The sequence below is a fragment of the Pseudomonas sp. P4_C3 genome, assembly GCF_056402075.1.
In genome coordinates, this window is record NZ_JBFUIC010000126.1 from 1 (window position 1) to 13,511 (window position 13,511).

At 61.3% G+C, this 13,511-nt stretch carries 9 protein-coding genes; 7 read left to right on the forward strand and 2 right to left on the reverse strand.

Annotated elements, in window-relative coordinates:
* From AC1DVH_RS18930 to AC1DVH_RS18940, 3 genes are all read left to right on the forward strand, one after another.
* Positions 1-852 (forward strand): VRR-NUC domain-containing protein (locus AC1DVH_RS18930; RefSeq protein WP_477755093.1); only part of this gene is annotated, 852 nt, incomplete at its 5' end.
* Positions 849-3,137, forward strand: coding sequence for an ATP-dependent DNA helicase (locus AC1DVH_RS18935; protein ID WP_477755094.1), 2,289 nt, complete (start codon positions 849-851; stop codon positions 3,135-3,137). The genes AC1DVH_RS18930 and AC1DVH_RS18935, both read left to right, overlap by 4 nt.
* 13 nt (positions 3,138-3,150) lie before the next feature.
* Positions 3,151-5,070: a hybrid sensor histidine kinase/response regulator gene (locus AC1DVH_RS18940; protein WP_477755095.1), complete on the forward strand. Its 1,920-nt coding sequence runs from the start codon at positions 3,151-3,153 to the stop codon at positions 5,068-5,070.
* On the opposite strand, the gene AC1DVH_RS18945 is transcribed toward AC1DVH_RS18940, so the two are convergent.
* Complete coding sequence (locus tag AC1DVH_RS18945; RefSeq protein ID WP_477755096.1) at positions 5,048-6,409, reverse strand: cation:proton antiporter; 1,362 nt, start codon at positions 6,407-6,409, stop codon at positions 5,048-5,050. The two genes, AC1DVH_RS18940 and AC1DVH_RS18945, sit on opposite strands and share 23 nt — an antisense overlap.
* A gap of 227 nt (positions 6,410-6,636) precedes the next feature.
* The gene (locus tag AC1DVH_RS18950; protein ID WP_477755097.1) at positions 6,637-7,791 is read right to left on the reverse strand and encodes a MalY/PatB family protein; all 1,155 of its coding nucleotides are present in this window, start codon (positions 7,789-7,791) and stop codon (positions 6,637-6,639) included.
* Positions 7,792-8,089: 298 nt separating this feature from the next.
* On the opposite strand from AC1DVH_RS18950, the gene fdnG reads away from it, so the two are divergent.
* From fdnG to fdhE, 4 genes are all read left to right on the forward strand, one after another.
* A complete protein-coding gene (gene fdnG / locus AC1DVH_RS18955) occupies positions 8,090-11,155 on the forward strand; it encodes a formate dehydrogenase-N subunit alpha (RefSeq protein WP_477755098.1) in 3,066 nt (1,021 codons plus the stop codon).
* Positions 11,156-12,091 carry a formate dehydrogenase subunit beta gene (gene fdxH, locus AC1DVH_RS18960; RefSeq protein ID WP_477755099.1) on the forward strand — a complete coding sequence of 312 codons (936 nt, stop codon included), beginning with the start codon at positions 11,156-11,158 and terminating at the stop codon, positions 12,089-12,091.
* Positions 12,088-12,741: a formate dehydrogenase subunit gamma gene (locus AC1DVH_RS18965; RefSeq protein ID WP_477755100.1), complete on the forward strand. Its 654-nt coding sequence runs from the start codon at positions 12,088-12,090 to the stop codon at positions 12,739-12,741. The genes fdxH and AC1DVH_RS18965 overlap by 4 nt, the downstream gene beginning before the upstream one ends.
* A 3-nt stretch (positions 12,742-12,744) precedes the next feature.
* A partial coding sequence (gene fdhE / locus AC1DVH_RS18970; RefSeq protein ID WP_477755101.1) for a formate dehydrogenase accessory protein FdhE occupies positions 12,745-13,511 on the forward strand: 767 nt, incomplete at its 3' end.

Below are 13,511 nucleotides of genomic sequence, written 5' to 3' on the forward strand. Positions count from 1 at the left end.
GCCCTGCACCTCTACCGCGAATGTGCCTATCCGGGCGCGCGTTCGCGGCTGATTCGCGTGCTGGAACGCAGTGGCGAGTTTGAGTTGGCGCTGGAGCTGGCCGCAGAGGCCGAACAGGCGCCGGAGAGCGCCGCCGAACAACAACAGCTGCTCCGTGTGCTGCCGCGCCTGCGGCGCAAGCTCGGCGGGCCGCCCATCAAGCGGGCAGCGCCTCGGGAAATGCAGCGTCTGGACCTGCAACTACCAAGAGTCGATCCCGCAGTGTCGGTCGAGTTTTATGTTCAGGCGCATCTGGCTGAGGATTCGGCGCCGGTGCACTACGTCGAAAACAGCCTGGTCAACTCGTTGTTCGGCTTGTTGTGCTGGCCGGCGATTTTTGCGCCCTTGCCGGGCGCGTTTTTTCACCCGTTCCAGCGCGGGCCGGTGGATTTGCTCAGCGAAGACTTCCATCGCCGTCGGGCCGAACTGTTTCAGGCGTGCCTGGCCGAACTCGACGACGGGCGCTACCGGCAGACCATCCGCGAACGTTATGTCGCCAAGTGGGGCGTGCAGTCGCCTTTCGTGTTCTGGAGCGTGCTCAGCGAAGAACTGCTGGCGCAAGCCCTGGATTGCCTCCCGGCCGAGCACCTCAAGCACTGGTTCAACCGTTTGTTGCTGGACATCAAGGCCAATCGCGCCGRCATGCCGGACCTGATCCAGTTCTGGCCGCAGCAAAAGACCTACCGCATGATCGAAGTCAAAGGCCCGGGAGATCGCCTGCAGGACAACCAGTTGCGTTGGCTGGAGTTCTGCCACGAACACCAGATGCCGATTGCCGTGTGCTACGTGCAATGGGCGGAGCCGGGCACTTGAGCTACAGCATTGCGGTGCGGGCGCTGTGTGAGTTCACCGCCAAGGCCGGCGACCTCGATCTGCGCTTCACACCGTCACCGACCGCGCTGGAAGGCATTGTCGGGCACCGTACGGTGGCATCGCGACGCAGCGAGGGTTACCAAAGCGAAGTCGCCCTGGAGGGCCAGTATCGAACCTTGACGGTCAAGGGCAGGGCGGACGGCTATGCCCCCGGGCAAAACTGCCTGGAAGAGGTCAAGACCTACCGCGGTGATTTGAGCAAGCAACCGTCCAACCACCGCCAGTTGCATTGGGCCCAGGCGAAAATCTACGGCTGGTTGATGTGCCGGAAACTGGATCTGCCTCAAATCAACCTGGCGCTGGTGTATTTCGACATCGTCAGCGAAAAGGAAACCTGCCTGGTCGAGCCTTTCGACGCCATGGAGTTGCAACAATTCTTCGAATGGCATTGCGCGCGGTTCCTGCAATGGGCCGAACAGGAAGTCGCCCATCGAGAGGGGCGCAATMGGGCGGCGCAGCGTCTGGCGTTTCCCCATGCCGACTTTCGACCGGGGCAGCGYCACCTGGCCGAGTCGGTGTTCAAGGCCATCAGCACGGGGCGCTGCCTGATGGCCCAGGCACCCACCGGAATCGGCAAAACCCTGGGCACCTTGTTCCCCATGCTCAAGGCGCTGGCGCCACAGCAACTGGACAAAGTGTTCTTCCTCACGGCGAAAACCCCGGGACGCAAACTGGCCCTGGACGCCGCACAAGTGATTCTTGCCAGCTCCGGTGCGCCGCCGTTGCGGGTGCTGGAGATGATCGCCCGGGACAAGGCCTGCGAACACCCGGACAAAGCCTGCCATGGTGAGTCGTGCCCATTGGCCCGGGGTTTCTACGATCGCCTGCCCGCCGCACGGCAGGCGGCCAGTCAATTGAGCCTGCTGGACCAGAGCGCCTTGCGCGAGGTCGCCCTGGCGCACGATGTCTGTCCGTATTACCTGAGCCAGGAAATGGCGCGCTGGGCCGACGTGGTGGTTGCCGACTACAACTATTACTTCGACTTCAGCGCCTTGTTGTTCGGTCTGGCCCAGGCCAACAACTGGAAAGTCGCGGTGCTGGTCGACGAAGCCCATAACCTGGTGGAACGCGGCCGGCAGATGTACAGCGCCAGCCTCGATCAAGGGACCCTCAACAGCGTGCGCAAATCCGCACCCGAAGCGCTGAAAAAGCCGATGCAGCGGGTCAACCGCGAGTGGAATGCCCTGCATGGCGCGCAAACCGGTGCTTATCAGGCCTATGACAAGGCGCCGGAAAAGCTCCTTCAGGCACTGTCGTCTTGCAGCGCCAGCATCGGTGATTACCTGAACGATCACCCTCAAGGGCTGGACAGTGCACTGCAGGGTTTTTACTTCGACATGCTGCATTTTTGCCGGGTGGCCGAATTGTTCGATGAACAGTTCCTGTTCGACATCAGCAAGCGTGACCTCGAGCGCAAGCGCAACCTCTCGCAGTTGTGCCTGCGCAATGTGGTCCCCGCCGGGTTCATCCGCCCGCGCCTGACCRCCGCGCGCAGCACGGTGCTGTTTTCCGCGACCCTCAGCCCCCGGCACTATTACGCCGATTTACTGGGGACACCGGCGGACACGGTGTGCATTGACGTCGAGTCGCCGTTTCATGCCGATCAACTGCAAGTGCACATCGTCGATCAGATTTCCACCCGGTTCGTGCATCGCCAGTCCTCCCTTGAACCGATCGTGGAGTTGATCGCCAGACAGTTCAGCAAACGTCCCGGCAATTACCTGGCGTTTTTCAGCAGCTTCGATTATTTGCAGCAGGTGGCGCAGTTACTCGCCGAGAAGCATCCGCACATCAGTCTGTGGTCGCAGTCCCGAGGCATGGGCGAAGCGCAACGTCAGCAGTTTCTCGATCAGTTCCACGCCGACGGCCAGGGTGTCGGCTTTGCGGTGCTGGGCGGGGCCTTTGGTGAAGGCATCGATTTGCCCGGTGCCCGGCTGATCGGCGCATTTATCGCCACCCTGGGGCTGGCGCAGCTCAATCCGGTGAACGAGCAACTGAAGCGGCGCATGGCCGCCATTTTTGGCGCCGGTTACGACTACACGTATCTGTTTCCCGGCGTACAGAAAGTGGTGCAGGCTGCTGGGCGGGTCATCCGTACGCAACAGGATCAAGGGGTGGTGATGTTGATCGACGACCGTTTTGGCGAGAGCAAGGTCAAGCAATTGCTGCCGCGTTGGTGGGCTTTCCAAAATCCCGGTATGACCCATACTCCAGTGAAACCATGAGGCGGTGGGATCAATGAGCGAAGATCGAACCAAGGCCAGTGCCATCGAAGACGGTCGTTTTCGGCTATTGATCGATGCGGTGATCGACTACGCGATCTACATGATCGATACCGATGGCATCATTACCAGCTGGAATGCCGGCGCCAGGCGTTTCAAGGGGTATGAGGAGGCCGAGATCCTCGGCGAGCATTTCTCGCGCTTCTACACCGATGACGATCGCCGTGCCGGCTTGCCCCTGCGGGCACTGGACACGGCGATCCGTGAAGGGCGTTTCGAGGGAGAAGGGTGGCAGGTGCGCAAGGACGGCACACACTTCTGGTCCCATGTGGTCATCGACCCGATCCTCGACCCGTCGGGCACATTGCTGGGGTTTGCCAAGATCACCCGGGACCTGACCGATCGCAAAATGGCCGAGGAAATCCTCAAGCAAAGCGAACAGCAGTTCCGTCTGCTGGTGCAGAGCGTTACTGACTATGCGATCTATATGCTCTCGCCGGACGGACACGTGAGCAACTGGAACCTGGGCGCCCAGCGCATCACGGGTTACTTGCCGGAAGAAGTCATTGGCCAGCATTTTTCGATGTTCTATACCCCGGAGGATCGCGATGCCCGCGAACCACAAAGGACGCTGGACATCGCCATTCGTGAAGGGCGCTTTGAAAACCAGGGCTGGAGGGTGCGCAAGGATGGTACGCGGTTCCATGCCCATGTCATTGTCGATCCGATCCGGGGCGACACCGGCACCTTGCTCGGTTTTGCCAAGATTACCCGGGACATCACTGAAGTCACCCAGGCGCAGCAGGCGCTGGAGCAAACCCGGGAGGCCTTGTTCCAGGCGCAGAAAATGCAGGCCATCGGCCAACTCAGCGGCGGCATCGCCCACGACTTCAACAACCTGCTGACGGTGATCCTCGGCAATCTGGAAATCGTGCGTAAACGGGTGACGGACGATCCAAAAATAACCCGCCTGATCGACAACGCCACCCAAGGCGCCTTGCGCGGGGTTTCCCTGACCCAGCGCATGCTGGCGTTTGCCCGACGCCAGGAACTCAAATCGGAACCGGTGCGGATACCGGCATTGGTGGAAGGCATTTCCGGGCTATTGCGCAGCTCCCTCGGTCCTTCGGTGAACATCGAAGTACGCTTTCCCGAGGATCTTGAACCGGTGATGGCGGACGTCAATCAACTGGAACTGGCCGTACTGAACCTGGCAACCAATGCCCGTGACGCCATGCCCCATGGCGGGACCATTATCTTCAGCGCCAGAACCGATGAAGTGACCGACAGCGCCACTTCATCCCTTGCGCCGGGGCGTTACGTTTGCCTGAATGTGACCGATACCGGCGAGGGCATGGATGAAACCACGCTGGCCTCGGCGATGGACCCGTTCTTTACCACCAAGGGCGTCGGTAAAGGTACGGGCCTGGGGTTGTCGATGGTCCACGGTTTTATCGAACAATTGGGTGGGCGCTTCATCCTCAAAAGCAACAAGGATCAGGGGACGACGGCCGAGTTGTGGTTGCCGGTTGCCACCCAGGGCTCGGTGGTTCAGCCGGTAGCGCAAACTCAGGCCATGGAAGTGCCCCGCCTGTGTGTACTGGTGGTGGACGATGACAGTCTGGTGTTGACCAGCACCAGCCTGCTGCTCGAGGACCTCGGACACCGGACCATCAGTGCGGCTTGCGGTGCCAGGGCACTGGAACTGTTCGACAGTGAACCGGATATCGATCTGGTCATCACCGACATGGCCATGCCACAGATGAGTGGCGCGCAACTGGCCAATGCCATCAGGAACATGCGACCGAGTGTGCCGATCATCCTCGCCACCGGTTATGCCGAGCGGCTGGAAGGCTTTGCCGCCCATCTGCCGCGTTTGTCGAAACCTTTTACCCAGCTCAACCTGGTGGAAATCATTGCTTTGGCGATGAAGTGACGCGGCGGTTGCGCTGTTCATAGCGGGCAAGCAGCGGCTGGGTGCTGATGCCGTGGACCAGAATGCTCAGGGCGACCACCGAGAGCGTCAGGTCGGCACACACCGTTGCCACTGAAGGCACCAGATCGTGGTTCAAGGCATAGAAAAGGTAGTAAAAACTCCCGATGCCGCGAATGCCGAACCAGCCGATCAACCAGCGTTGCGGGCCATTGAGCAGCGAACCCCACGGCATCAGCCAGACCGTCAGCGGGCGAATCGTCCCRAACAGCACCAACGCGACCAGCAGCGCCCGCCAGTCCCAGTGCGCGATCAGCACAACCCCGAGCAAGGTGACCAGAAACACTTCCATGGCCCGTTCCACCAGGCTGCCGAACGACAACATGTCGCCCATCATGATCCCGGCCGCGACTTGCGTGTCCTCCAGGTGGTCCACATTGCCGAGCACGGCCGCTTGGGGTTCGGCATTCTGATGACCGACCACCGCTTGAACCAGGTGCTCGGCCGGCGTGTGGGCGTCACTGCTGGTCTTGACCTCGGCCTGGCGCAAGCCCAGGCCAGCGGCAAACACCGAGAGAAACCCATAGCCGCCAATGGTTTCGGCCACGACATAAGCCAGTGCGATCAGCGCCAGCGCCAGGTAATCGTTGGGGGAAAACGTGCTGTCGGCATTCTTGATGCGCATGAACAAGGTCAGGCGGCCAATGCCGCGGCCCATCCAGTAACCGGTCAGCAGTCCGGCGGGCACGGCCCACAGCAGGCGCTCGAGGATCCAGTCCTCCAGACCGCTGGCAAAACTGCCGTTTTGCTGCAACAACAGCAGTCCCAGAATCACGAACGGGAACGCGATGCCGTCGTTCAGTCCTGCCTCGCCCGAGAGTCCGAACCRCACCGGATCGTCATCCTTGGCGTCATTGACCTGAACCAGCGAGGCCAGGACCGGATCGGTCGGCGCCAGTATCGCCCCGATCAGCAGCGAGGGCCCCCATGCCAGTCCGAAAGCGAAATGCAGCAGCAGGCAGACTCCGACAATCGTCAGCACCATCACCGGGCCCGCCAGAACGAACGCCACTCGCCATTGGCGATCACGAAGTGCTGGTCGCAGCTTTAGACCGCAGACAAACAATGAAAACAGCACCGCGACTTCCGTCAGGTGCTCGATCCAGAATGACGACTCTTTGATATCCAGCCTGAGTAAAACCAGGCCCGCCGGACCGATGGCGACGCCCAGTACCAGACACACCGCCGAAGTGGTGACCGGCATCCAGCGCAGGTACGACGAGGTCAGTGCCAGCGTCAGCAACACAGCCCCCAACACCGCCACCCAGGTAATGAAGCTCATGGCTCAGATCTCGAAACAACCGCCAGTGCAGGGCTATAGGCTGTTGAGCATCGCGGGCTTGGGTCGGTTCAATAATTACCTGTAGGAGCGGCGGTGCGGCGATCCGACTTGCCCGCGATGGCGTCGGCACAGTCGATATTGATGCTGGCTGACACGACGCCATCGTCGGATCGCCGCCCGGAGCAAGCTCGCTCCTACGGGGATCTTCGATGTTGCTGAGGGGCGGATCAGGCCTTGAGATGGCGCAAGCTGCGCTCCATCCGCGCAATGCCTTCTTCCAGCAGCGACCGTGGGCAACCGAAGTTCAGGCGCACGAATTGCTTGCAGTCATCACCAAAGTCCAGGCCCGCGCTCAAACCAACTTTGGCCTGTTCAAGGAAGAACTGCTGTGGGTCGTCCAGCCCCAGTGCCGAGCAGTCGAGCCACGCCAGATAGGTGCTTTGCGGCAGGTTCATGCTGATGCCCGGCAGGCGGGTATGCACGGCCTCAGCGAGGAAGTCGCGGTTGCCCTGCAGATAGACCTTCAGCTCGGCCAGCCATGGCGCGGCTTCGCTGTAGGCGACGCGGGTGGCTTCCATGCCCAGCGGATTGACGCTGTCGACCATGCCGCAACGGGCGTGGTTGACCTTCTCGCGCAGGTGACGGTCCTGGATGATCATGAATGAGGTCTTGAGACCTGCGATGTTGTAGGCCTTGCTCGCCGACATCAGCGTGATGGTGCGCTGGGCCACTTGCGGGCTCAGGGTCGCCAGCGGAATGTGCGCGCGGCCGTCGAAGCACAAATCGGCGTGGATCTCGTCGGAAATGATCCAGGCGTCATGCTCAAGGCAAATGTCGGCAATGGCTTGCAGCTCTGCGCGGGGGAAGGCCTTGCCCAGCGGGTTATGCGGGTTGCTCAGCAGCAGTGCGCCGCCACCTTGCAGCGACTGGCTCARGGTATCCAGCGGCGTGGTGTAGGTGCCATTGGCATGCGCATCGAAATTCAGCTCGACCTTGTTCAGGCCCCAATGCCCGGGGGCGTGGCGCAGCGGCGGGTAGTTCGGCACCTGCACAACGACGTTCTGTGGCGCCTGCACCAGSGCCTTCAATGCCATGTTGAAGCCCGACTCGACRCCCGGCAGGAAGATCAGYTCCTGGGGTTCGACGCGCCAGGCGTACTTGTTCCAGAGATCGGCGACGATCGCCTCGCGCAGGTCATCCTGGGCCACGCTGTAACCGACCATCGGGTGTTCCAGTCGTTTTTGCAGGGCCTGGATGATCACCGGCGGCGCGGCGAAATCCATGTCGGCGACCCACATCGGCAACACATCGGCCGGGTAGCGGCTCCATTTGGTACTGCCGGTGTTGTGACGGTCGAACACCTGATCAAAATCGAAAGTCATGCGGGATCTCGTGAAGGCGGGGTTGAACATGCACCTATGATAAGCGCCAACTTACTGTAGGAGCGAGCTTGCTCGCGAWGGTGTGTCAGATACGGTGATGTCAACTGACACACCWTCGCGAGCAAGCTCGCTCCTACAAGGATCTTCACGGCCCGCTGGATTTACCCGACGGTCGGTTTTTACACAGAACGTCGACCGGTTGACTACAGTTTGTAGTGTCGGCAGCCAGACTGCCGCGACCGTGGTTGTTCAAAAAGGCCCGGCCACCTACCGGGTTCCACCTGATCAGGAGTGCACGATGGATCTCAGCCGTCGTCAGTTCTTCAAGGTCGCCGGTATCGGCCTTGCAGGCTCTAGCCTGGGCGCGTTGGGCATGGCCCCGACAATTGCCTTTGCCGAACAGGTGCGTCACTTCAAGCTCGCCCACACCCATGAAACCCGCAACACCTGCCCGTATTGCTCGGTCGGTTGCGGCTTGATCATGTACAGCCAGGGTGATACGGCGAAGAATGTCACGCAAAACATCATCCACATCGAAGGTGACGCCGACCACCCGGTCAACCGCGGCACCCTTTGCCCCAAAGGCGCGGGCCTGCTGGACTTCATTCACAGCCCCAGTCGTCTCCAGTACCCGCAGGTGCGCAAGCCTGGCACCACGGAGTGGACGCGAATCTCCTGGGATGAAGCGCTCGATCGCATCGCCGACCTGATGAAGGCCGACCGCGACGCCAACTTCATCGAGAAGAACGCCAAGGGGCAAACAGTGAACCGCTGGCTGACCACCGGTTTTCTCGCGGCGTCGGCATCGTCCAACGAAGCGGGTTACATCACCCACAAGGTGATTCGCAGTCTCGGCATACTGGGGTTCGATAACCAGGCGCGTGTCTGACACGGTCCGACGGTGGCAAGTCTTGCCCCGACGTATGGCCGTGGTGCCATGACCAACCACTGGACCGATATCGCCAACGCGAATCTGGTTCTGGTGATGGGTGGCAATGCCGCCGAAGCGCACCCTTGTGGTTTCAAATGGGTCACCGAAGCCAAAGCCCACAACAAGGCGCGGCTGATTGTGGTCGACCCGCGTTTCACCCGTACGGCCTCGGTGGCCGACTATTACGCGCCGATCCGCACCGGGACCGACATTGCCTTCATGGGCGGGCTGATCAATTACCTGTTGACCGAAGACAAGATCCAGCACGAGTACGTGCGGGCCTATACGGACGTGTCGTTCATCGTCAAGGCCAGCTACGGTTTCGAGGACGGGTTGTTCAGCGGTTACGACGCGAGCAAGCGCAGCTACACCGACAAGTCCGGTTGGGGCTATGAAATCGGCGAGGACGGCTTCGCCAAAGTCGACCCGACCTTGCAAGACCCTCGCTGCGTCTACCAATTGATGAAGCAGCATTACAGCCGCTACACCCTGGAGCTGTCCAGTCAGGTCTGCGGCATGCCCATGGACGCAATGCAGAAAATCTGGGAAGAGATCGCCACCTGCTCGCAACCGGGCAAAACCATGACGATTCTCTACGCGTTGGGCTGGACCCAGCACTCAACCGGCTCGCAGATGATCCGCAGCGCGGCCATGGTGCAATTGCTGCTGGGCAACGTCGGCATGCCGGGCGGGGGCGTCAACGCCTTGCGTGGGCACTCCAATATTCAGGGCCTGACCGACCTCGGCTTGCTGTCCAACCTGTTGCCCGGTTACCTGACCCTGCCGGCCGAAGCCGAACAGGATTACAACACCTACATCGCCAAGCGCGCACTCAAGCCGCTACGTCCCGGGCAGATGTCTTACTGGCAGAACTACGGCAAGTTCCACGTCAGCCTCATGAAGGCCTGGTACGGCGCCAATGCCACCGTCGAGAACAACTGGGGCTACGACTGGCTGCCCAAGCTGGACATCCCCGGCTACGACATCCTGAAAATGTTCGACATGATGGGCAAGGGCGAGGTCAATGGCTACATGTGCCAGGGCTTCAACCCGATCGCCGCCTTGCCGGACAAAAACCGGGTGATGAAGGCGCTGGCCAAACTCAAGTGGCTGGTGGTGATGGACCCATTGGCTACCGAAACCTCGGAGTTCTGGCGCAACGTCGGGCCTTACAACGACGTGGAAACGGCCAACATCCAGACCGAGGTCATCCGCCTGCCCACCACCTGCTTCGCCGAAGAAAACGGTTCGCTGGTCAACAGCGGCCGCTGGCTGCAATGGCACTGGAAGGGTGCCGATGGCCCGGGGCTGGCGCGCACCGACGTGAAAATCATGGCCGAGCTGTTCTTGCGCCTGCGCAAGCGTTACCAGGCCAATGGCGGTGCCTGGGCCGAGCCGATCCTCAAGCTCGACTGGCCCTACAAAATACCGGATGACCCGACGCCGGAAGAGCTGGCCCGGGAATTCAACGGCTACGCCGTCGCCGATGTCACCGACGCCTCGGGCGCGGTGGTCAAGGCGGGTCAGCAGTTGTCCGGCTTCGGCCAGCTCAAGGACGATGGCAGCACGGCATCCGGTTGTTGGATTTTCTGCGGCAGCTGGACCGAGCTGGGCAACAACATGGCCCGGCGTGATAACAGCGACCCTTACGGGATGAAGCAGAACCTCGGCTGGGCCTGGGCCTGGCCGGCAAATCGACGGATCCTCTATAACCGCGCCTCGTGCGACCCGAAAGGCAAACCATGGGACGCGAACAAACGGCTGGTGTGGTGGAACGGCAAGGTCTGGACCGGCACCGACGTGCCCGACTACAAAGTCGACGCCGCACCGGAAGCGGGCATCAACCCGTTCATCATGAACCCCGAAGGCGTGGCGCGTTTCTTCGCCCTCGACAAGATGAACGAAGGGCCGTTCCCGGAACACTATGAGCCGTTCGAGACGCCCATCGGTATCAACCCGATGCACCCCAACAACAAGCAGGCGACCAGCAACCCGGCCGGGCGGATCTTCGATTCAGTCTGGGACTCCCTCGGGCAGGCCAAGGACTTCCCGTATGCGGCGACCAGCTACCGGCTGACCGAACACTTCCACTTCTGGACCAAACATTGCCCGATCAACGCCATTACCCAACCCGAACAATTCGTCGAAATCGGCGAGGTGCTGGCCAAGGAAAAGGGCATTGCTGCCGGTGACCGAGTAAGGGTCAGCTCCAAGCGCGGGCATATCGAAGCGGTGGCGGTGGTGACCAAGCGGATTCGTCCGCTGCAGGTCAACAATCAGGTCGTTCACCAGATCGGTATCCCCTTGCACTGGGGCTTCACCGGCGCTACCCGTCACGGCTACCTGACCAACACCCTGGTGCCGTTCCTCGGCGATGGCAACACCCAGACCCCGGAATCCAAGTCATTCCTGGTCAACGTGGAGAAAGTCTAAATGGCCAGCCAAGACATCATTGCCCGCTCGGCCACCACCACCCCCGCGCCGTCGATACGCGGCGTGGAGGAAGTCGCCAAGCTGATCGACACCACCAAATGCATCGGCTGCAAGGCCTGCCAGGTCGCCTGCTCGGAATGGAACGAGCTGCGTGACGAGGTCGGTCACAACCATGGCACCTACGACAACCCGCAGGACCTCACCGCAGAAACCTGGACGTTGATGCGCTTCACCGAGCACGAGACCGACGCCGGCAACCTGGAATGGCTGATCCGCAAGGACGGCTGCATGCACTGCGCCGAGCCCGGTTGCCTGGCGGCATGCCCCAGCCCGGGGGCGATCATCAAGCACGCCAACGGCATCGTCGATTTCGATCAGGACCACTGCATTGGCTGCGGCTACTGCATTACCGGGTGTCCGTTCAACATTCCACGGATCTCGCAAAAGGATCACAAGGCCTACAAATGCACCTTGTGCTCGGACCGGGTGGCGGTAGGGCTGGAACCGGCCTGCGTGAAAACCTGCCCGACCGGTGCCATCGTGTTCGGCTCCAAGGACGACATGAAGGAACATGCCGCCGAGCGTATCGTTGATCTCAAAAGCCGTGGCTTTGAAAACGCCGGTCTGTATGACCCTGAAGGCGTCGGCGGCACCCACGTGATGTACGTGCTGCACCACGCCGATACGCCAAGACTGTACGCCGGTTTGCCCGATCACCCGGCGATCAGTCCGTTGGTAGGACTGTGGAAAGGCGTGAGCAAACCGTTGGCGCTGCTGGCCATGGGCGTAGCGGTGCTGGCCGGGTTCTTCCACTACGTACGTGTCGGCCCGCAAATCGTCGAAGAGGATGAGCATCCGGAACCGCCGGACAACACCGTGCACGAAGTCGATCCGTCGGTGCATACCTTCGATCCCCGTGGGGAGGGCAGGCCATGAGCAACAAGACGATCCTGCGCTACACCAGTAACCAGCGCACCAATCACTGGCTGGTGGCGATTCTGTTCTTCATGGCCGGGCTGTCCGGGCTGGCGCTGTTCCACCCGGCGCTGTTCTGGCTGAGCAACCTGTTCGGCGGCGGGCCATGGACGCGCATTCTGCACCCGTTCATGGGCGTGCTGATGTTCCTGCTGTTCCTCGGCCTGGTGATTCGCTTCTGGCGCGCCAACTACTTCATCGCCAATGATCGCCTGTGGCTCAAGCGCATCGATCGGGTCGTGAAGAACGAAGAGGAGGGCGTCCCGCCCATCGGCAAATACAACCCCGGGCAGAAGCTGCTGTTCTGGACTTTACTGCTGTGCATGCTGGTGCTGTTGTTCAGCGGACTGGTGATCTGGCGTGCGTACTTCAGCGAGTATTTCGGCATCACCGCGATACGCTGGGCGATGTTGCTGCATGCGTTGGCCGCTTTCGTGCTGATCCTGAGCATCATCGTGCACATTTATGCCGGCATCTGGATCAAGGGCTCGGTCAGCGCCATGGTGCACGGCTGGGTCAGCCGCGGCTGGGCCAGGAAACACCACGAACTCTGGTACCGCCAAGTGACCCGCGACGAAGCACCCAAGCGACCGATCACCAAAAAGGGCTGACATTTGCCAACCATCCTCGAACCTGGAGAAATCGAAGCGGCGGCCAGTTCGCCGCCGTTTCTGTATATGCCACCGCATAACCTGTTCAGCCTGCGCGCCCAGCGCCTGGAAACGCTGGCCGACGGGCACCCGCTGGCCGATTACCTGCGCCTGATTGCCGGGTTGTGCCAGGTGCAGCAACAGGTGCTGGACGACCCGCCGCTGAGCGAGCCCCTCGACCGACAACGCATCGAATTGTGCCAGCAACACGGCTTGCCGCCGTTTGCGGCCGACAGCCTGGCGCGCGAAGACGATTGGCAGCTTTACCTCGATGCCTTGCTGCAACGCTATAGCACACCGTCACAATCTGCCGTGGCCGATGCCGTGCAAACCTTGCGCCTGGCCGGTGCCGGGCAACGCCGCGCCTGGGCGGTGGCACTGGTCAGCGGCCAGTATTCGCTGGTGCCGGCAGCACTGGTGCCGTTTCTCGGTGCGGCGCTGCAAACAGCCTGGAGCCACTGGCTGTTGAGCACGCCCAATCTGCAACTAACCCCCGGTGACAGCCTCAGCCTGTGCCCGGCCTGTGGCTCGCCGGCCATGGCCGGGGTCATCCGCCATCGTGGCAAGTACAATGGCTTGCGTTATCTGGTCTGTTCGCTGTGCGCCTGCGAGTGGCATGTGGTGCGGGTCAAGTGTGTGTATTGCGAACAGAGCAAGGGCCTGGAATACATCAGCCTTGAAGATGACCGCCATGCCGCCAACCAGGCACCGTTGCGCGCCGAAGTCTGCCC

Coding starts and splice junctions, on each gene's coding strand:
- fdxH (WP_477755099.1), top strand. CDS start 11,156: ATGGCCAGCCAAGACATCATTGCCCGCTCGGCCACCACCACCCCCGCG.
- AC1DVH_RS18965 (WP_477755100.1), top strand. CDS start 12,088: ATGAGCAACAAGACGATCCTGCGCTACACCAGTAACCAGCGCACCAAT.
- AC1DVH_RS18940 (WP_477755095.1), top strand. CDS start 3,151: ATGAGCGAAGATCGAACCAAGGCCAGTGCCATCGAAGACGGTCGTTTT.